Raw genomic sequence first — 20,948 nt, forward strand, 5'->3', positions numbered from 1 at the left:
GCTACGAATTTCCCGTTTAACCTTATAAAAATCATTAACTTAGCGTTGTCTATTCCTACAGTAATCAACCATTCACAGTGTCCTGCCGAACCTAGCAACTCGAAATCCTCTCACTACACCGAAACACGTCTACAATTTCAGCAATTCGAACGGATCTTCGATTACCGCGATACAAAGGAACCATCATGCCACTTATCAATTTTCGAACACGTTTCGCGCTTTCGGCAAGCTTGCCATGACAAGTTAACTATTCTGGCGCGCAGATGGGCGGCATGACGCTGCCTCAAAAGGCGCTCAAGACAATAAAGAATGCATGAAGTGTGCTTTTTTAAGTTTTGTTACTACAGGGATAGTCGAACATGCTTTTATTTTTATCATCTGTTTTACTGTGCATTCCACTAAGAATATTCGTGCCTGCTCTTGGCGTTGAAATTGCCCCATCTGACTTGCTATGCCTACTTATCCTCCCTTACATACTAATCATTCACCACAAGATAAATAAGTGGCTTCTGCTCAGCATAATTTTCTCTTTCATCTCACTTATATACATACAATTATTTATCCAGCCGGGAAACATCGCCAGATCTATTTTCTCCATAGCGTTTTTCTTCAAGCCATACCTGGTCTATTTGCTGGGTAGAAACATTGGAGAGTCAAGCATTCACCCTGACAGGTTCAACAAGACATTAATCTATCTACTCACGGCAACCGCGCTTGCAGCAACGGTTGACGCGATTTTCATGAAGGGCCACGTTACTATATTTACTGAATTTGAGCGTATCCCAGGCGAAGTCATTTACGGCGCCGTCTTCGACCCTACATTTTTCGGCATGAAATTTCATGGTAGCAATGGAATAAATGGAATAGCTGTATTTTTTTCGACGGCATTCATGATTTGTCTAGCGCTAGGCGTAATCATGAAACCCAAAAAAAGCATACGGATTATTTCGTACACTGGAATGTTGTGCAGCTTAATACTCGTCCTAGGCAGTGGATCTAGACAAGCTGCATTTGGTTTAATCGTTAGTTGCTTATGTTGCTTCTTCGCGGGAAAAATGACAGTCGGCAGGATATTTAGAGCTGCTCTATACATCACGCTTGCCATCGTTACATCTGCAACCATAATAGCGATTTTTTCAGACTACTTTATTGAATTATTCGCCAAAATACTTTTGATGACAGACAACATCTACTCTGGAAATTGGGATGGGGTTTCATCAGGAAGATTAGGCCTGTACATGATAATTATTGATGACTTAATAAGCAGCCCGATATTTGGTACTGGCTTTGGTGGCTATGGGCTTTTTAACTCTGAGCTTGGCTACTTCGATAACGATGTGAGCACATCAGGTTATACGCCACACAATCAATATTTAGGTGCCATTTGGAAAATGGGAGGTCTTGCTGGATTGTTCTATCTGATATTCCTGTGGAGCATCGTAAAACCTTTCTTCAAAATCCCTCAAAGCGATGAATTTCAAAAGAGATTTTACATTGCAATGATGGCAATGGTTATACCATTCTTTACTGTATTCAATGTATTTCAAGATGGTCTTTCTTCCCCATCTACAGGCCCTATATTTCTGCTGATACTGGGTTTCTACTGGCGACGCGCATTCAACTTAAGCTCAAAAAATAATTCAACAATGCCTGCCCAACCTCACGCTGCACTCCATCCGTTAAATTAAAATAAAAGCATAAGCTGTACTATGCGAACGTATAGTCTTTTTAGAGCGCCTCGCGAGAAGTTATGACTGCCAGTCTTAGGCAGCCTTCGTGTCGGGGGAAATAGAAAGCCATTCAGGGGTTATTTTTTGAGAGAAGAAGGCCAAGACTCGGCCTTCTTCGCACTACCTCTTAAATGACATTAAAACATTGAGAGGCGAACAAACTCATAACACAGCTAGAGCTTATGATAAACCCCGCTTGCTAAAGATAAAGCAATCAACGTTCTCTGGACTCTCGTATGTGTCAAGAATTAGAGGACGTTCCGTTCTCGGCCGGATATAACCACTTCGGATAGAGTGAGTATATACGCCGACATTTACATTATTCCTGCGGGCTCTTGCATCGACAGCTACGCTATCAATACAGTAATTCATTGCACTGCCATTACCGCAAAATTCACCGCCGCTATTCACCATCCGGGATGAATCCTGACCTTCCATGACTACACCCCAGGCATTTTGTGTTGGCCCACCACCAGCCTCTGTCCCGGTACAGTAGCAATCAATGACTGAGTTATTGCTACCGCCGTTATCAATGAGAACAAGCGACCGCCCAGTCCAGTTAACAGAGGTAATATCTTGAATAGTACAATGCTGGCCGTAGTGAATATGAACTCCGACAGCAGAGTTCCCAGTGAACTCCAGGCCTCGAATTATAACGTTACGAATCGGCACGCACGTAGCAACAATGGCTCCATCCGGATGTCCTTTTTTGAGAACATTGTTGATCACCAGCGACCCGCTGAATACTCGAATAACCTGCCGAACTTCCATAGGACCATCAAGTGGAAGCGGCTGCTTATGGAAGTCTGTTGAAGCATCGGAAATTACAATCCAGTCCCCAGCTACATATTTTGTCGGATCATCGACAAAAATTTCATTCTGATTCAGAAAAGCTTCCCGCGTTAAAAAACTTGCAGGCCGGACCTTCCCTTGATAATCAAACGCTGCATAGCTCGGATCGGTAGGTACTTCCGGATTTCGACCAATTCCGCTTGAGTCAATAAGCACCTTCTCGATGCCTGGTGCGGGCTCAATGACCAGACCGTGAACCGGGGTTAGGTCGGCCTTATTCAAGGGCACGGTAGTCTTGATCGGGCATACGTCGCGGTTAATTTGAATCCAGCGATATCCGGCTTGAATAATTGATCTGAGCTGAGGCCCATTGTCGAGCGTGGCGCTTGGCGTGAATACATATGGTGTCGCGTAGTACATAGACATTACTTCTCCTGATTAGTGGCTATCCTTAACCACTCGATATACTGTACATACATACAGCACAAAATCAAAGCAAAGCAGCCATATTTTTGTTTCGAGATTTCTCTGGCGTACGCCTGACAAGCCCGCAGCGCGATCACGACGCTCCCCCATTCGTGGGTGATGGCGATAATTCGTTGAGCATGCGCTGAGTAACGTTTGGCTCTACGGACTGCATGAAATCCTGTTGTCGCTCAGGCAGAAGCGCCGCCCTCAAGATCCCGTTGACCCGCTCTGCCAAAGCATTTTGGTAGCAGTCATAGCCGCCCGTCATGGAACACCGGATGCCGTGTTTCGCGTGCTGTTCCTGGTACATTCCCAAGCGATACTGGCCGGCTCTGTCCGAGTGATGAACCAGTGGCTGCGCGGTTTGAGCCTGATTCACGGCTCGACGTAACCTGCACTACCGACTCGGTGTGCAGACTTTCATGGACCTGGTAACCACGACCTTTCGCGAAAAAGCATCCGTCACAAGTCTCAGATAGGCCACACCTTCCTGAACGGGCAGTTAGGTGATGTCAGCTACCCGGATTTTTTCCGGACCGATTGGAACAACCTGATCAGGACCCGGTTTAAGTAGGTTCGGATGGCGCAGAAAGCGATGATGACTGTCGGTCGTCTTGTGCTACGCCCGCTCGCGGACCACGCCTTCGGTGCAGGATCGAAAACAGCCGATCTCGCCCCACTTGCAGTTCAAGTTGAGGCTGGCAACGCAGCAAGTGGTGCAGCTTTCGGGTACCCAAACGCGGCCGACGCTGACTTTTTTGTTGAACGAAGTCGGCAACTTTCTGATCCAGAACCAGACGAGTTGCATCGGTGCGATTGCGTTTGCAGTAAGCCTGTCGGCTTATCCCCAAGCACTGGCAAGCCCTGCTGATGCTCAGGTTCTGGATTGGTTTATGCGCGAGGAATTGCCGGGACGCTTTTTTACGACAGAGAGACCGTAGGCGTTTTTCAAGACATCCACGACCGCCTCGAAAAACTGCGCTTTCTGATTGGAAAACGCCAGCTGTTCTTCAAGCATCTTTGATGCGTTGCCATGGCGTTAGTGGTCGGTTTCTGTCGGGCACAGACCCCATCCCGGCGAGCCAATCTATGTGCCGGGGCTCCACTCTTGCCGACCACGCTTGCGTAACCACGTCAGAACGGTGGTTTTGCCTTGAATCCGGTAGCGCTCTTGAGCCTCCTTTACAGCCCAGCTCGCCGTTTCGACTTCGTCGACGACCGACAATTTAAAGGTCAGCGTGTAGTCTCGATGACTACGCCTTTTTCCTGCCTCCGTTACGCCCTCCTGGAAATAGATTAGAAGGTGTAGACCTCATTCAGGACGAAACACAGGCAACAAAAAAGGGCCCACCTTTCGGTGAGCCCTTCTAGACCGCCCAGCAGAGCGGATTTTGTTTGGTAGGCGCGATTGGACTCGAACCAACGACCCCCACCATGTCAAGGTGGTGCTCTAACCAACTGAGCTACGTGCCTGCTGTGAGGCGGCATTCTACGGAATTCCCGAGGGGTGTCAACACCTTTTTTGCAGCTAAGCCTATGAATATGCGAATTTTTTATTTGTGGCCAGCACAACGGTATTTTCCGGCGGCTGGCAGCGGATTTTCAACTCAGGTAGGATCGGCGCACTCGTAAAAAATATAAAACAGAGGTTCCAGGATGGCGAACACCCCCTACCCCCAGTCGTATTACGCCGCGTCTGCGAATGCGGTACCTCCTCGCCCAGAGCTGCAAGGTGAAGTCGAAACCGATGTGTGCGTGATTGGCGCCGGTTATACCGGCCTGTCCAGTGCGCTGTTCCTGCTGGAAAACGGCTTTCGCGTGACAGTGCTGGAAGCTGCCAAGGTAGGCTTTGGCGCGTCGGGCCGCAATGGTGGGCAGATCGTCAACAGCTACAGCCGTGATATCGATGTGATCGAGCGCAGTGTCGGCCCCCAGCAGGCGAAATTACTCGGCGATATGGCATTTGAAGGCGGCAGGATCATTCGGGAGCGGGTGGCCAAGTATCAGATCCAGTGCGATCTGAAGGACGGCGGTGTGTTCGCGGCACTGAACAGCAAGCACATGGGCCACCTGGAGTCGCAGAAGCGCCTGTGGGAGCGCTACGGCCACACCCAGCTGGAGTTGCTGGACGAGCGGCGCATTCGCGAGGTGGTAGCCTGTGACAACTATGTGGGCGGCCTGCTCGACATGAGCGGCGGGCACATTCACCCGCTGAACCTGGCGCTGGGCGAGGCGGCAGCCGTGGAGTCCCTGGGCGGCACGATTTATGAGCAGTCGGCGGCGACTCGCATCGAGCGCGGCGCCAATCCGGTAGTGCATACGGCGCACGGCAAGGTCAGGGCCAAGTTCATTATTGTCGCGGGCAACGCCTATCTGGGGAACCTGGTTCCGGAACTGGCGGCCAAGTCGATGCCGTGTGGTACGCAGGTGATTACCACCGCGCCACTGGGCGATGAACTGGCGAAGACGCTGCTGCCGCAGGATTACTGCGTCGAGGACTGCAATTACCTGCTGGACTACTACCGCCTGACGAGCGACAAGCGCCTGATCTTCGGCGGTGGCGTGGTGTACGGCGCGCGTGACCCGGCGAATATCGAGGCGATCATCCGGCCGAAGATGCTCAAGGCCTTCCCGCAACTCAAGGACGTGAAGATCGACTACGCCTGGACCGGCAATTTCCTGCTGACCTTGTCGCGCCTGCCGCAGGTCGGTCGCCTGGGGGATAACATCTACTACTCCCAGGGCTGTAGCGGCCATGGCGTGACGTATACCCACTTGGCGGGCAAGGTACTGGCGGAAGCGCTGAGGGGCCAGGCAGAACGTTTTGATGCGTTTGCCGGCCTGCCGCACTACCCCTTCCCCGGCGGACAACTGTTGCGCACGCCGTTTGCGGCGCTGGGGGCCTGGTATTACGGGTTGCGGGACAAGCTGGGATTCTGACCCCGGACCACGGGGCTGGCTTGCCGGCCCCTGTACTTGCCGCGCCGGCACCCAATCGCAGACACAAAAAACCCCGGTCTTTCGACCAGGGTCTTTGCTATCGATCCAACCAAGCCAGCGGCTTGCTTTGGCGTCTCAGGGCGTTCAGTGGGCCCTGGAACAGATATGGCGCAGCGGACGGGACTCGAACCCGCGACCCCCGGCGTGACAGGCCGGTATTCTAACCGACTGAACTACCGCTGCGTATCGCTCAGACTGCTGAAGTGTCACCTTCAACCGCCTTCAAACATCTGACTGACCAACCTTGGCTGTTCAATCTCAAATCTGAAACATCAGACCTGGAAAATATGGCGCAGCGGACGGGACTCGAACCCGCGACCCCCGGCGTGACAGGCCGGTATTCTAACCGACTGAACTACCGCTGCGCGTCGGTGCAACCTTTAACGTTGCGTCTTGCCCTAGGGCAAAACTCTCAAGAAGTGGTGGGTGATGACGGGATCGAACCGCCGACCCTCTGCTTGTAAGGCAGATGCTCTCCCAGCTGAGCTAATCACCCTTTGCTTCGTTGAGGCCGCGAAATTTACGCAGGTAGCGGACCTAAGTCAATAGCCTGCTTGAAGTTTTTCTGAAAAAGACAAAATGGCTTCAGGACCGCGACCCGCCCTACTCGGTGTAAATCATCTTCTTGCTCATGCCGCCGTCGACGACGAACTCTTGCCCGGTGACAAACCCGGCATTGCGCGACAGCAACCACGCCACCATCGCCGCTACGTCTTCCACAGTGCCTACCCTGCCCGCCGGGTGCTGGGCGTGATCCGCATCCGTCAGCGGCTCGGCACGGCGTGCAGCCGGGTCACGGGCATCGATCCAGCCCGGGCTGACGGCATTGACCCGTACTTCCGGCCCGAGGCTGATAGCCAACGCGTGGGTCAGGGCCAGCAAACCGCCCTTGCTCGCCGCATAGGCTTCGGTGTCCGGTTCCGACTGGCGTGCCCGGGTCGACGCCAGGTTGACGATGGCGCCGCCGTGGGCCCGCAGGTAGGGCGCACAGTGCTTGGCCAGCAACATGGGACCACTGAGGTTCACCGCCAGTACACGATTCCAGTAAGCCAGGTCGAGACTTTCCAGGGTGATGTTGCGCGGGTCGGCCACGGCGGCATTGCACACCAGCGCATCCAGGCGCCCGAACTGGCCAAGTACCTCGGCCACGCCCTGGGCAACCTGCCGCTCATCGGCCACGTCCATGGTAATAAACCAGGCGTTGTCGCCGAGCACCTTGGACACCTTGGAACCGCGCTCACGGTCCAGGTCCGTCAATACCACCTGCCAGCCTTCGCTGATCAACCAGGCGGCAATCCCCAGGCCGATGCCCCGCGCCGCGCCGGTCACCAGCGCGACCCGCCCGTTACTGGCGCTCGCCGCCTCCATGGACCACTCGATCACAGGGCAGCCAACCCACGGGCCAGGTCGGCCTGCAGGTCAGCGACGTCTTCCAGGCCCACGGCAATGCGGATCAGGCTGTCACGAATCCCGGCAGCTTCACGCTCCTGCGGCGCCAGGCGACCGTGAGAGGTGGTGCTTGGGTGAGTAATAGTGGTCTTGCTGTCACCCAGGTTGGCGGTGATGGAGATCAGGCGAGTCGCATCGATAAAGCGCCAGGCGCCCTCTTTGCCGCCCTTGACCTCGAAACTCACCACGGCGCCGAAACCACGTTGCTGGCGCTGGGCCAACTCGTGTTGCGGGTGGCTCTTGAGGCCGGCGTAGTGGACTTTCTCGATGCCGTCCTGCTGCTCCAGCCACTCGGCCAGGGCCTGGGCGTTGGCACAATGGGCCTTCATCCGCAGGCTCAAGGTCTCCAGGCCTTTAAGGAAGATCCAGGCGTTGAACGGGCTCAGGGTCGGGCCGGCGGTGCGCAAGAAGCCCACCACTTCCTTCATCTGCTCGCTGCGGCCGGCAACCACGCCACCCATGCAACGGCCCTGGCCGTCGATGAACTTGGTGGCCGAGTGCACAACGATGTCTGCGCCCAGCTTCAGCGGCTGCTGCAATGCAGGGGTGCAGAAGCAGTTGTCGACGATCAGCATCGCGCCCTTGGCGTGAGCCACTTCGGACAATGCGGCAATGTCCACCAGCTCGGCCAATGGATTGGACGGCGACTCGACGAACAGCAATTTGGTGTTGGCCTTGATGGCCGCGTCCCAGCCGGACAGGTCCGCCAGCGGCACGTAGTCGACTTCAATACCAAAACGCTTGAAGTACTTTTCGAACAGGCTGATGGTCGAACCAAACACGCTGCGCGATACCAGGACGTGGTCGCCGGCACTGCACAGGCTCATGACTACCGCGAGAATCGCGGCCATGCCCGTGGCAGTGGCGACAGCCTGCTCGGCGCCTTCCAGCGCGGCGATACGCTCTTCGAACGCGCGCACGGTCGGGTTGGTGTAACGCGAATAAACGTTGCCCGGCACTTCACCGGCAAAACGCGCAGCGGCGTCGGCCGCAGTGCGGAACACATAGCTGGAGGTAAAGAACATCGGGTCACCGTGCTCACCTTCCGGGGTGCGGTGCTGGCCGGCGCGCACAGCCAGGGTATCGAAAGCTACGCCATCGAGGTCGCTGTCCAAGCGACCGGCATCCCATTCCTGACTCATGCTCTACTCCTCAACTCGAATGCTTTATCAAAGATACAAAACCGGCCCCTCAGGGCCGGTGTCTACTCAGTTGTTGTACAGGTCGATGATCGCGCTGACCGCCTGGGTCTTGATCTTCGAGGAATCGTTACGGGCCTGCTCGATCTTGTTCAGGTAGGCCTCGTCGACATCGCCGGTGACGTACTTGCCGTCGAACACCGCGCAATCGAACTCCTCGATCTTGATCTTGCCACCACCGACGGCTTCGATCAGATCCGGCAGGTCCTGGTAGATCAGCCAGTCGGCGCCGATCAGGTCCGCAACGTCCTGGGTCGAACGGTTGTGGGCGATCAGTTCGTGGGCGCTCGGCATGTCGATGCCGTACACGTTCGGGTAACGCACGGCAGGCGCGGCGGAACAGAAGTAAACGTTCTTCGCACCGGCTTCGCGGGCCATCTGGATGATCTGCTTGCAGGTGGTGCCGCGTACGATGGAGTCATCCACCAGCATCACGTTCTTGCCGCGGAACTCCAGCTCGATCGCGTTGAGCTTCTGGCGCACCGACTTCTTGCGCGCAGCCTGGCCAGGCATGATGAAGGTACGGCCGATGTAACGGTTCTTGACGAAGCCTTCGCGGAATTTCACGCCCAGGTGGTTCGCCAACTCCAGCGCAGCGGTGCGGCTGGTGTCCGGGATCGGGATCACCACGTCGATGTCGTGATCCGGGCGCTCGCGCAGGATCTTGTCCGCCAGCTTCTCGCCCATACGCAGGCGCGCCTTGTACACCGAAACACCGTCGATGATCGAATCCGGACGCGCCAGGTAGACGTGTTCGAAGATGCACGGGGTGAGTTTCGGGTTCAGTGCGCACTGACGGGTGTGCAGCTTGCCGTCTTCAGTGATGTAGACCGCTTCGCCCGGCGCCAGGTCGCGAATCAGGGTAAAGCCCAGCACGTCCAGGGACACGCTTTCGGAAGCGATCATGTACTCGACGCCTTCGTCGGTGTGACGCTGGCCGAACACGATCGGGCGGATGCCGTGGGGGTCGCGGAAACCGACGATACCGTAGCCGGTCACCATCGCCACTACCGCATAGCCACCGACGCAGCGGTTGTGCACGTCAGTCACGGCAGCGAACACGTCTTCTTCGGTCGGCTGCAGCTTGCCGCGCTGGGCCAGCTCGTGGGCGAACACGTTCAGCAGTACTTCGGAGTCCGAGTTGGTGTTGACGTGGCGCAGGTCAGATTCGTAAATCTCCTTGGCCAGTTGTTCAACGTTGGTCAGGTTGCCGTTGTGCGCCAGGGTGATGCCATAGGGCGAGTTGACGTAGAACGGCTGGGCTTCGGCCGAGGTCGAGCTGCCCGCTGTCGGGTAGCGCACGTGGCCAATGCCCATGTGCCCGACCAGGCGCTGCATGTGGCGCTGATGGAACACGTCACGCACCAGACCATTGTCCTTGCGCAGGAATAACCGGCCGTCGTGGCTGGTCACAATACCGGCAGCATCCTGGCCGCGGTGCTGGAGGACGGTTAGCGCGTCATACAGCGCCTGATTCACGTTCGACTTACCGACGATACCGACGATGCCACACATGCGACGCAACCCCTACTTAATGAATCTTGACTGAACACAACTTACTGAGGCGTTTTGGCCGGCAAGAGGTGTTCCTTGAACGGAAGATCAGCGGGTACGCTGATCCCGCTGGCCAGCCACTGACTGCTCCACCCCAAAATGAGGTTTTTGGACCAATCTGCAACCAATAGAAATTTTGGCACGAGTACCGACTCCTGCCACCACGAATCCTGCTGTACCGGCCCCAGGCTCAACAGCCCGACCGCCACGACCACCAGCAAGCCGCCACGCGCGGCGCCGAAGGCCATGCCGAGAAATCGATCGGTCCCGGAGAGGCCGGTGACGCGTATCAATTCGCCGATAAGATAATTGACCATTGCCCCCACCAACAACGTGGCGATGAACATGATGGCGCAGCCCGCGATGACGCGAGCCGAAGGTGTCTCGATGTATCCGGCCAGGTAGACAGACAATGAACCGCCGAACATCCAGGCTACAACTCCTGCGATGATCCATGTCAGCAGCGACAATGCTTCTTTGACGAAGCCGCGGCTCAGACTGATCAAAGCGGAGATGGCGACGATTGCAACGATCGCCCAATCAACCCAGGTAAATGGCACAGTTCAGCCTACAGACGGATAAGGCGGCGCATTTTAGCAGAGCGCTGGGCTATCGGTAAGCTGTGATTGGCAGTGCATTTGAAATCAATGAGTTATAGGGGAAACCGGCCTGTTGCGGCACACCCAAAACACTTGTGGGAGCGGGCGTGCTCGCGAAGGCGGTGGGGCAGCCAATAAATCTGCTGACTGATACACCGCTTCGCGAGCAAGCCCGCTCCCACATTGACCGCATTCCAGCTTGAATCCTTGCAGCCTCAGCCTTTTTCGGGCTGGAAGCGAACCACAAAACCCTTGAGGTTCTGCTGGCGATCCAACAGGTCCCGCAGGCGATCGGCTTCAGCCCGCTCGATCAGCGGCCCGATGAATACCCGGTTCTTGCCATCGGCGCTGCGGATATAGGCGTTGTAACCCTGGGTGCGCAGCTTCTTCTGCAACGCATCAGCACTTTCGCGGTTAGCCAGGCTGGCCAGCTGGATCGACCAACTGATCGGCAAGCCATTCGGGTCAATACGGCTCTGGCCCACGTCCGGCTTGCCTGGTGCCGCAGGTTGCGGGGCCACAGGTTTTGGCGCTGGCGCCGGCGCCGCAGGCTTCGCAGCAACTGCAGGAGCAGCAGGCGCAGGCTTAACCACCGGCACGCTCGGCTGCACCGGCATCGACGGCGCTTGCTGTGCAGCCACTTCGTCATCGGTCGGCACCGGCTCTTCTTCCGGCAGCGCTTGCGGCTCGGGAACCACCACCGGCTCAACCTGAACCTGAGGCACCGCAGGCGCCTGGGGCGCAGCTGGCGCTTCAACGGTCACTTGGCGCTGCTCATCCTGACGGGAAAACAGCATCGGCAGGAAAATCACCGCCAACGCCACCAGGACCAGGGCTCCAACCATTCGCTGCTTGTATGCGCTATCCAGTAATGCCATGTGCAGCTTCCTCCGTGGAGCGCCGGGCCAACCATTCGAGCGCCTCGGCAACACAATAAAATGATCCGAACAACAGAATCTCATCCTCAGGCGTCGCAACCGCGCACTGGGCTTCCAGGGCGGCTGTCACGCTTGCATGGGACGTCACGGACGCGCCAAGGTTCTGCAAGGCAACCTGCAACTCGATGGCAGGACGACTGCGGGACGTATCCAGCGGTGCAACCGCCCAGACCTGGACGTCGCCCAGCAAGGGTGCAACCACGCCGTCCAGGTCCTTGTCGGACAACAACCCGAACACCGCGAGGCGGCGACCGGCGGGCGGCGTGCGTGCCAGGCGCCTGGCCAGGTATTCAGCGGCGTGAGGGTTATGCCCCACGTCCAGCAGCAGGTTCAGGCGCTTGCCCTCCCAGTCGAACGTGCGCCGGTCAAGGCGCCCCACCACGCGAGTAGCCTGCAACGTAGCGGCAATCTGCTCGGCATGCCAGGGCAAATCCAGCAACAGGTAGGCTTGCAGCGCGAGCGCGGCGTTTTCCATCGGCAGGTTCAGCAGTGGCAAGTCGCGCAACTCGACGGTTTGACCGCGCGCGTCAAGCCCGCGCCATTGCCAGAATTGGTCGTCAATCTCGAGATTGAAATCACGCCCGCGCAGGAAGAACGGGCAATCCAGCTCGCGCACCTTGTCCAGCAAGGTATGCGGCGGGTCCAGGTCGCCGCACAGTGCAGGCTTGCCCTGGCGGAAGATCCCGGCTTTTTCATAGGCCACGGACTCACGGGTGTTACCCAGGTAGTCCGCATGGTCGACGCCAATACTGGTAATCAGCGCCAGGTCGGCATCCACCACGTTGACCGTGTCCAGACGCCCGCCCAGGCCGACTTCCAGCACCACTACATCCAGCTGCGCACGCTCGAACAGCCAGAACGCCGCCAGGGTGCCCATCTCGAAATAGGTCAGGGAAATCTCGCCACGCCCGGCATCAAGTGCGGCGAAGGCTTCGCAGAGTTGCTCGTCAGTGGCTTCGACGCCATTGAGCTGCACCCGCTCGTTGTAGCGCAGCAGGTGCGGCGAGTTGTACACGCCGACCTTCAGGCCCTGGGCTTGCAGCAAGGCCGCGACAAAGGCGCAGGTAGAGCCCTTGCCGTTGGTGCCGGTCACCGTGATCACACGCGGCGCCGGCCGGCCCAACCCGAGGCGGGCCGCTACCTGTTGCGAGCGCTCCAGGCCCATGTCGATGGCTGACGGATGCAACTGCTCAAGGTAGGCGAGCCATTCGCCCAGGGTACGTTGGGTCATATGTTTGCAGGCACCGGTGGCACGACAATCGGCTCGATTTTAGGCGCGACGTACACAGGTGTCGGCAGGCCCATCATTTGCGCCAGCAGGCTACCCAGGCGCGGACGCAGTTCGCCGCGCGGAATGATCAGGTCGATCGCGCCGTGCTCCAGCAGGAACTCGCTGCGCTGGAAACCTTCCGGCAGTTTTTCGCGAACGGTCTGCTCGATAACACGCGGGCCGGCAAAGCCGATCAGCGCCTTCGGCTCACCGACGATCACGTCACCCAGCATCGCCAGGCTGGCGGACACACCGCCGTAGACCGGGTCGGTCAGCACGGAGATGAACGGAATACCTTCTTCGCGCAGACGCGCCAGTACCGCGGAGGTCTTGGCCATTTGCATCAGGGAGATCAGTGCTTCCTGCATCCGCGCACCACCGGAGGCGGCGAAGCAGATCATCGGGCAACGGTTTTCCAGCGCGTAGTTGGCGGCACGTACGAAACGCTCACCGACGATGGCGCCCATCGAGCCGCCCATGAAGGAGAATTCGAAGGCCGAAACCACCACCGGCATGCCCAGCAGCTTGCCGCTGACGGAAATCAGCGCGTCCTTTTCACCGGTCTGCTTCTGGGCCGCGGTCAGGCGGTCCTTGTACTTCTTGCCGTCGCGGAACTTCAAACGGTCAACCGGCTCCAGGTCAGCGCCCAGTTCGGAGCGACCATCGGCGTCGAGGAAAATATCAATGCGGGCGCGGGCGCCGATACGCATGTGGTGATTGCACTTGGGGCAAACGTCCAGGGTCTTTTCCAGCTCCGGGCGGTACAGCACCGCGTCGCAGGATGGGCACTTGTGCCAAAGACCTTCAGGAACCGAGCTTTTCTTCACCTCGGAACGCATGATCGAAGGGATCAGTTTGTCTACTAACCAGTTGCTCATGCTTTCTTTCTCCAGTACCGGTGGCTTGAACACAGCCCCGCGTATGCCCTTGAGCTAAATTCATATGTGGCGATGACACAAACTGGACGGGGTCAGACGTTCGACCAGCCATTTCCTGCCTGTGCCCTCAGCCTTCCAGACAACCTGCCGTGCAGGGTTGCCACTTCATTTCCGGGCCTCCCACAGGCGGCGCCGGGCTGTTTTACACAGTGGTAGTTATGGACGGCGGCAGACTGCCAGCCGTCACATCGTCCCGCTGCTGTCGCGCACGGCCTGCATGAATGCGCGAATCCTTGCGTGATCCTTGATGCCCTTGCCCTGCTCTACCCCGCCGCTGACGTCCACGGCATACGGCCGAACCTGCTGGATGGCACTGGCCACGTTGTCCGGATTCAGGCCGCCCGCGAGGATAATCGGCTTGCTCAACCCCTCGGGAATCAACGACCAGTCAAACGCCTCGCCCGTACCACCGGGAACGCCTTCGACGTAGGTGTCGAGAAGAATCCCGCGAGCCCCGGCATAGGCAGAGCATGCCGCAGCAATATCATCCCCGGCCTTGACCCGCAGCGCCTTGATGTACGGGCGCTGGTAGCTCTCGCACTCGTCCGGGCTCTCATCGCCATGGAACTGCAGCATGTCCAGTTGCACGGCGTCGAGGGTTTCATTGAGCTCGCAGCGGCTGGCGTTGACGAACAACCCCACGGTGGTCACGAACGGCGGCAACGCGGCGATGATCGCCCGCGCCTGCAACACATTCACCGCCCGCGGGCTTTTGGCATAAAACACGAAACCGATGGCATCGCCCCCCGCCTCGACCGCCGCCAACGCGTCTTCTATGCGGGTAATCCCGCAAATCTTGCTGCGAACGGCAGACATGTCGATGAAACCTCAGGGCGTGTCCGGGAAAGTCCCGGATGGTAACAAATGCTTTTGAGGGCGTCAGCCGCCAAGTTCGCTGAAACCTGTGAGGAAGTGTGGCCCGATGAATCGCTGGGGCAATTCGAACTCGTCGCGGTACTCCACATCCACCAGGTACAGGCCGAACGGATGCGCCGTGACGCCGCCGGTACGGCGAATCCGGCTTTCCAGGACTTCCCTGGCCCATTCCACCGGGCGTTCGCCGGTACCGATGGTCATCAGCACCCCGGCGATATTGCGCACCATATGGTGCAGGAACGCGCCGGCGCGGATATCCAGCACGATCATCTTGCCGTGGCGCGTCACCCGCAGGTGGTGGACTTCCTTGATCGGCGACTTGGCCTGGCACTGCCCGGCACGGAACGCGCTGAAATCGTGGATACCTACAAGATGCTGGGCCGCCTCGGCCATGCGCTCGGCGTCCAGCGGGCGGTGGTTCCAGGTGATTTCTTCGTTGAGATGGGCCGGGCGGATCTGATCGTTGTAGATCACATAGCGATAACGCCGGGCGATGGCCTTGAAGCGCGCGTGAAAGTCCGCCGGCATTACCTTGGCCCAACTGACGCTGACGTCGTGGGGCAAGTTGATATTGGCGCCCATCACCCATGCCTTCATCGAGCGCTCGGCCTGAGTGTCAAAGTGCACCACTTGCCCGCAAGCGTGCACGCCGGCATCGGTCCGCCCGGCGCACATCAGCGACACCGGTGAGTCGGCGACTTTCGACAGGGCCTTCTCCAGGGTTTCCTGCACCGTCGGCACACCGGAGGCCTGGCGTTGCCAGCCACGATAGCGCGAGCCTTTGTATTCCACGCCCAGGGCGATTCTGAAAAAGCCTGCGGCCGCCATTTCGGCGGCCGCGTTATCTATATTTGCCAAGAACTGAGAGCCTGATGAGTTGCGCAAAGGCGGCCATTATAAGGCCGTGCGCCTGGGACGCCATGGGTTTGGTGCCTGGATGGCAAAACGGCAGCCCGAAGGCTGCCGTTGTATTTACCGCGCGTATCAAGCCAGCCGGCTGAGCATTTCCTTGGCCTCGCCCTTCTGACCGTCATCGCCTTCCTTGAGCACCTCGCCAAGAATGTCCCGCGCACCGTCGGCATCGCCCATGTCGATGTAGGCCTGCGCCAGGTCGAGCTTGGTGGCCACTTCGTCGGTACCGGAGAGGAAGTCGAATTCCGGCTCATCGCCACCCAACGCCGCGTCGTCGGCGGTGAAGGACGGTTCGATTGGCGGATGTTCCAGGCTTCGCGACAGGCGATCCAGCTCGGCGTTGACATCATCAAGCTCCGACGCAAACGCGTCCGGCTTGGCCGCTGTGGGCGCCTCGGGCTCGTCGGCCAGGGACAGGTCGAAATCCTCCGGCAGGTCGAGGTCGTCCAGGTCGGCCGGCGTCAGTGTCGGCGGCTCTACCGGCGGCAGGTCCTTCATCTGGTCTTCAAGGCCGGAGAGGAAGTCGTCGTCTGACTGGGCCGACGAGGGTGGATCGAGTTGCAGGTCCAGGTCGAAATCCGAGAGGTCTTCCGCACTGGCCTTGGCCTCGGTCTGCTGTTGCAGCACCGATTCAAAGCTCAGGTCGTCGTCCGACGTCGGGCGGACCACGGCTGGCGAAGCAGCCTCCAGATCGTCCAGGCTCAGGTCGAAGTCTGTGTCAAACGCGTCCGGCGCAGGCTCAGGTGCAGGCGGTGCCGGGTCGTCCTTGAGCAGGTCCTTGACGTATTGGGCGTCGAGAGCGGCAGCGGCAACGGCAGCGCTGACGCCTGCTGCGAACACGGCCATGGCCGGGAAGCGGCTTTTCAGTTGTTCGACCTGGGCATGGTTGTCGCCATTGGCGACCAACTGGCGCTCCTGGGTGACAAACCCGTCCTTGTTGCCCTGCAAGCCGTGGACTTCCATCAGCTTGAGACGCAGGTCACTGCGGGCGGGCTCTTGCTTGATTGCATCTTCCAGCACTTCCGCAGCCTGGTTCAGGTGGCCACGGTCGATATGCGACTGGGCTTGCGCCAGGGCGTCAGTCGGACGCTGCGCAGCAACAGGCGCGACCACCGGCGCAATCACCGGGGCAACCACCGCCGCCGGGGCTGGAGCTGGAGCTGGAGCTGGAGCTGGAGCCAGCTTGACGTTCGGCGGCGGTACATCAAGGCCTTCGAAACTGTCAGATGGCAGATCGTGATCAATGTTCGGCGCAAATTCCGGCTCTTCAGCCAGGGCCCGCGCCATGCGCAGGTGCTTTTCTTCTTCAAGCCGCGCATTGCGATGACGGGCCCACAGCAGCAGAAGCAACAGCACCAGCAAACCCGCTGCGCCGCCGATCACCCCCAGCACGATCGGGTTGGTCAGCAGGTCATTGAATTTACCTTCAGTGCTGGCAGGCGCCGCATCCGGCTTGACCGGGGTCTCGACCGGCGCAGCCGCGGGGGTTGCTGCCGGAGCTGCCGCTGCCGGCGCCGCCGGTTGTGCAGCCAGCTCGGCCGGCATCGCCGCCGTTGCAGCAGGCTGCGCCGCAGCGCCAGCCGGGGTCTGCAACTTGGCCAGCTGGTTGTTCTTGAGCTCGATCAGCCGCTGCAGCTTGTCCAGCTGACTTTGCAGGTCAGCCATGCGGCTTTTCAGTTCTTCATTCTCGCGACGGGTCGAATCCAGGCTTTCCTGGGTCACCGCCAGCTTGTTGTTCAAGGCCCGGCTGTCGCCCGCCGCGCCCTTCCCGCCCTTCCTGGCCGCTTCGGCCGAGACCAGGCTCAAATTGTCCTTGGTATTGGTCTGCGACGGTGCATTACCCGCCTGGGTACGCTTGGTCGCATCCAGCTGCGCCTTGCCGGCGAGCTGATTGCCGCCACGGCGGCCCTCGCGCCACGCCGCGTTTTGCGCCGTCACTTCAGCAATCGCCTCGGGCTGCGGCAGGCTGGTGCTTTGCCCCGAATCCGGCAGGCGCAGGACCTGGCCGGTTTTCATGCGGTTGATGTTGCCGTCGATAAAGGCGTCAGGGTTCAGCGCCTGAATGGCCAGCATGGTCTGCTGCACCGAGGCGCCATTGCGGTTTTTCGCGGCGATTTCCCACAAGGTGTCACGGGAAGTCGTGGTGTGTTCCTTGGCCTTGGTGACTGCCGGAGCCGTCGTCGCGGGCGCACTCAAGCGTGGCGCGGGTGCAGGTGCACCGGCGGCCGGGGTCGACTGGTCGAACTTGGCCGGGTCCAGCAGCACGCTGTAGTCGCGCATCAGGCGGCCGTTGGGCCATTGCACCTGCAGCAGGAAACGCACGTAGGAATCCGGCAGCGGCTTGCTGGAGGTGACACGCACCACACTGCGGCCGTTGGGATTGACCACCGGGGTAAAGGTCAGGTCGTTCAGGAACGCCTGGCGATCGACGCCCGCATCCACAAAGGCCTGGGACGACGCGAGGCTGGGGGTGATCTCGGAGGCGGTCAGGCCACCGACATCGAGCAACTCGATTTCCACCGACAGCGGCTGGTTCAGCTTCGACTTGAGGGTCATCTCCCCAAGCTGCAGTGCTTGCGCCATACCGGAGGACAGCGCCGAGGCGGCCGCTATTGCTAACACCAGTTTGCGAACTTGAACCATAGCCTCATCCTTTTTGAACACTCCCCGGCCGGCGAGAAGGTGGGTAACCGCTGCCATTAGGCATGGCGAGCCGATAGGTCACCGACGCGCAATTTTTCCAGCTTGGGGCCAAGCATAGCGCTTGGCTAGAATCAATCTACAAATTGCCGCCAAGTATCTTTTACACAAGGCCTTTTATCAACAACTGCGCCAGCTGTACGGCGTTCAGTGCCGCCCCTTTGCGTACGTTATCTGACGCCAGCCACATATTTAGTTCCGCGGGGTCATCAACACCGGCACGAACCCGGCCCACGTAGACCACGTCCTGACCGACCGCATCGCCCACAGCCGTGGGGTAATCGCCCTCTTCCACCAACTCGACACCCGGTGCCGAGTCCAGGGCACGGTTGACGGCAGCGAGATCCACCGCTGCCCCCAATTGCAGTGACACAGTCAGGCTATCGCCAAAAAACACCGGGGCTTGAACGCAAGTGACGGAAATCTTTAGCAAAGGCATTTCCAGCACGGCGCGCAATTCGTGCACCAGGCGTTTTTCCAGGGCGGTGTGGCCTTGCGCGTCAGGCTTGCCGACCTGGGCCAGCAGGTTAAAGGCCATTTGCCGGTCGAAGAACTTCGGCTCCAGCGGGCGCACATTCAACAACTCGGCGGTCTGCCGGGCGAGTTCGCTGACAGCCTCACGGCCCTGGGCGGAAACGGCGAGGTTGGCGGTGACGTTGACGCGCTGAATGTCCAGCAAGCCGCGCAGTGGCGCCAGCACCACGGCCAGGGCAGTGGCCGACGGGCTTGGGCTGCTGACCTGATAAGGTTTTTTCAGGCCATCGAGGATCTGCGCGTTGGCTTCCGGCACTACCTGCGGCGCCTGATCGGCCGGCAAGGCGCCGGACAAGTCGATCAGGGTGCAGCCCGCAGCGGTGGCGCGCGGGGCAAAACTCAAGGTGACCGCAGGGCCGGCGGCGAAGAACACCAGTTGGACTTTGCTGAAATCGAATTCATCGACTTCCCGCACCCGCACGTTCTTGCCACGAAACGGCACCGAATGCCCGGCCGACTCGCTGCTGGCCAACAGGTGCAGGCTGCCTACCGGGAAGTCCTGCTCTTCGAGGATCTGCACCAGGGTTTCGCCAACGGTGCCGGTGGCGCCGATCACGGCAATATCAAAGGTCTGGGTCATGGGGGCTGCCTCGGGCATTGCGGGGGGAGCGGCACTTTACCGGGTGGCTGGGGGTGAGGCAATTAACCTGGGGGTTGTGGTGTGGCTGATGGCCTCTTCGCGAGCAAGCCCGCTCCCACATTCGAGCGAGTTTCTTCAGTTGAAATGCGATCAAATGTGGGAGCGGGCTTGCTCGCGAAGAGGCCCGAGCGCGCAATAAAAAACCCGCGCCTGTCACCAGAACGCGGGTTTCTTATTACCAGCAGCGATTACCGCTCCAGCAAGATCCGCAGCATGCGACGCAACGGCTCAGCCGCGCCCCACAGCAGTTGGTCGCCGACGGTGAACGCACCCAGGTACTGCGTCCCCATGTTCAGCTTGCGCAGACGGCCAACCGGCACATTCAGGGTACCGGTCACCTTGTTCGGGCTCAGTTCCTGGATGCTGATATCACGGTTGTTCGGCACCAGCTTGACCCAAGGGTTGTGCTGGCTGATCAGCCCTTCGATATCGGCGATCGGCACGTCTTTGTTCAGCTTGATGGTCAACGCCTGGCTGTGGCAACGCATGGCGCCGATGCGCACGCAGATACCGTCCACCGGGATCGGGCTCTTGAAGCGACCGAGGATCTTGTTGGTCTCGGCCTGGGCCTTCCACTCTTCACGGCTCTGGCCGTTAGGCAGTTCCTTGTCGATCCACGGGATCAGGCTGCCGGCCAATGGCACACCGAAGTTCTCGGTCGGGTAGGCCTCGCTGCGCATGGCCTCGGCCACACGGCGGTCGATGTCGAGGATCGCGCTGGCCGGGTCAGCCAGTTGATCGGCGACAGCGGCGTGGGTCGCGCCCATCTGCTTGATCAGTTCACGCATGTTCTGCGCGCCGGCACCGGAGGCCGCCTGATAGGTCATGGCGCTCATCCACTCCACCAGGCCGGCTTCGAACAAGCCGCCCAGGCCCATCAGCATCAGGCTGACGGTGCAGTTGCCGCCGATGTAGTTCCTGGTGCCCGCGTCCAGTTGCTGGTCGATCACCTTGCGGTTGACCGGGTCCAGCACGATCACCGCGTCATCCTGCATGCGCAGGCTGGAAGCGGCGTCGATCCAGTAACCCTGCCAGCCGGCTTCGCGCAGCTTGGGGAAGACTTCGCTGGTGTAGTCGCCACCCTGGCAGGTCAGAATGACGTCGAGGGTCTTCAGTTCTTCAATGTTGTAGGCGTCCTTGAGCGGAGCAATGTCCTTGCCCACGGACGGCCCTTGACCACCGACATTGGAGGTGGTGAAAAACACCGGCTCAATAAGATCGAAATCCTGCTCTTCCAGCATCCGCTGCATGAGCACGGAACCGACCATACCGCGCCAACCGATCAGACCTACACGTTTCATCGCAACTACACCTTGTTCAAAAGTGGGCCGCCTTGCAGCAACATCTGC

At 59.1% G+C, this 20,948-nt stretch carries 15 protein-coding genes, 4 tRNA genes and 1 pseudogene; 2 read left to right on the top strand and 18 right to left on the bottom strand.

Translation table 11 applies throughout. The annotated features are described in order from the left end of the window. The first annotated feature begins 410 nt into the window (after positions 1–410). Complete coding sequence (locus HX815_RS31995; protein ID WP_177028859.1) at positions 411–1,688, top strand: O-antigen ligase family protein; 1,278 nt, start codon at positions 411–413, stop codon at positions 1,686–1,688. A 222-nt stretch (positions 1,689–1,910) separates the two neighbouring features. On the opposite strand, the gene HX815_RS21660 is transcribed toward HX815_RS31995, so the two are convergent. From HX815_RS21660 to HX815_RS21675, 3 genes and pseudogenes are all read right to left on the bottom strand, one after another. Continuing rightward, positions 1,911–2,948, bottom strand: coding sequence for a right-handed parallel beta-helix repeat-containing protein (locus HX815_RS21660; protein ID WP_177020880.1), 1,038 nt, complete (start codon positions 2,946–2,948; stop codon positions 1,911–1,913). 205 nt (positions 2,949–3,153) lie between these two features. After that, a pseudogene (locus HX815_RS31725) lies at positions 3,154–4,287 on the bottom strand (IS3 family transposase); the annotation flags it as partial. Positions 4,288–4,386: 99 nt separating this feature from the next. Then, positions 4,387–4,463: transfer RNA gene (locus tag HX815_RS21675), tRNA-Val, on the bottom strand. 183 nt (positions 4,464–4,646) lie between these two features. On the opposite strand from HX815_RS21675, the gene HX815_RS21680 reads away from it, so the two are divergent. Further along, a complete protein-coding gene (locus HX815_RS21680) occupies positions 4,647–5,930 on the top strand; it encodes an FAD-binding oxidoreductase (protein ID WP_003212689.1) in 1,284 nt (427 codons plus the stop codon). Positions 5,931–6,096: 166 nt separating this feature from the next. Here HX815_RS21680 and HX815_RS21685 read toward each other — a convergent pair. The 15 genes from HX815_RS21685 to asd form a co-directional block, all read right to left on the bottom strand. Continuing rightward, positions 6,097–6,173 (bottom strand) — tRNA-Asp (locus tag HX815_RS21685). Positions 6,174–6,278: 105 nt separating this feature from the next. Continuing rightward, positions 6,279–6,355 (bottom strand) — tRNA-Asp (locus HX815_RS21690). 55 nt (positions 6,356–6,410) lie between these two features. After that, positions 6,411–6,486 (bottom strand) — tRNA-Val (locus HX815_RS21695). Between the two features lie 107 nt (positions 6,487–6,593). Continuing rightward, on the bottom strand, positions 6,594–7,358 hold the full coding sequence (locus tag HX815_RS21700; protein ID WP_003212687.1) for an SDR family oxidoreductase: 765 nt from the start codon (positions 7,356–7,358) through the stop codon (positions 6,594–6,596). 11 nt (positions 7,359–7,369) lie between these two features. Next, positions 7,370–8,581 carry an O-succinylhomoserine sulfhydrylase gene (locus HX815_RS21705; protein ID WP_008438742.1) on the bottom strand — a complete coding sequence of 404 codons (1,212 nt, stop codon included), beginning with the start codon at positions 8,579–8,581 and terminating at the stop codon, positions 7,370–7,372. A 66-nt stretch (positions 8,582–8,647) separates the two neighbouring features. Then, positions 8,648–10,153, bottom strand: a complete 1,506-nt coding sequence (gene purF / locus HX815_RS21710; RefSeq protein ID WP_003212683.1) for an amidophosphoribosyltransferase — start codon at positions 10,151–10,153, stop codon at positions 8,648–8,650. 41 nt (positions 10,154–10,194) lie between these two features. Then, on the bottom strand, positions 10,195–10,752 hold the full coding sequence (locus HX815_RS21715) for a CvpA family protein (protein WP_003212681.1): 558 nt from the start codon (positions 10,750–10,752) through the stop codon (positions 10,195–10,197). A gap of 254 nt (positions 10,753–11,006) precedes the next feature. Continuing rightward, positions 11,007–11,669, bottom strand: coding sequence for an SPOR domain-containing protein (locus HX815_RS21720; RefSeq protein ID WP_087693954.1), 663 nt, complete (start codon positions 11,667–11,669; stop codon positions 11,007–11,009). After that, entirely contained in the window at positions 11,653–12,960 is a 1,308-nt protein-coding gene (gene folC / locus HX815_RS21725) for a bifunctional tetrahydrofolate synthase/dihydrofolate synthase (RefSeq protein ID WP_177028862.1), read from the bottom strand. The genes HX815_RS21720 and folC overlap by 17 nt, the downstream gene beginning before the upstream one ends. Then, positions 12,957–13,877, bottom strand: coding sequence for an acetyl-CoA carboxylase, carboxyltransferase subunit beta (gene accD / locus HX815_RS21730; RefSeq protein ID WP_003212675.1), 921 nt, complete (start codon positions 13,875–13,877; stop codon positions 12,957–12,959). Before accD ends, folC begins: the two co-directional genes overlap by 4 nt. A gap of 243 nt (positions 13,878–14,120) precedes the next feature. Continuing rightward, positions 14,121–14,753, bottom strand: coding sequence for a phosphoribosylanthranilate isomerase (locus HX815_RS21735; protein ID WP_177028863.1), 633 nt, complete (start codon positions 14,751–14,753; stop codon positions 14,121–14,123). A 63-nt stretch (positions 14,754–14,816) separates the two neighbouring features. After that, positions 14,817–15,641 (bottom strand): tRNA pseudouridine(38-40) synthase TruA, encoded by an 825-nt coding sequence (gene truA, locus HX815_RS21740; RefSeq protein WP_003212671.1) that lies wholly within the window; start codon positions 15,639–15,641, stop codon positions 14,817–14,819. 156 nt (positions 15,642–15,797) lie between these two features. Continuing rightward, positions 15,798–18,368, bottom strand: coding sequence for a FimV family protein (locus HX815_RS21745; RefSeq protein ID WP_177028864.1), 2,571 nt, complete (start codon positions 18,366–18,368; stop codon positions 15,798–15,800). Positions 18,369–18,528: 160 nt separating this feature from the next. Next, positions 18,529–19,539 carry an aspartate-semialdehyde dehydrogenase gene (locus HX815_RS21750; RefSeq protein ID WP_003212668.1) on the bottom strand — a complete coding sequence of 337 codons (1,011 nt, stop codon included), beginning with the start codon at positions 19,537–19,539 and terminating at the stop codon, positions 18,529–18,531. Positions 19,540–19,787: 248 nt separating this feature from the next. Continuing rightward, positions 19,788–20,900: an aspartate-semialdehyde dehydrogenase gene (gene asd, locus HX815_RS21755; protein ID WP_003212667.1), complete on the bottom strand. Its 1,113-nt coding sequence runs from the start codon at positions 20,898–20,900 to the stop codon at positions 19,788–19,790. Positions 20,901–20,948: the final 48 nt, after the last annotated feature.

This window comes from Pseudomonas sp. E6002 (assembly GCF_013385565.1).
Classification (GTDB): Bacteria; Pseudomonadota; Gammaproteobacteria; order Pseudomonadales; family Pseudomonadaceae; genus Aquipseudomonas.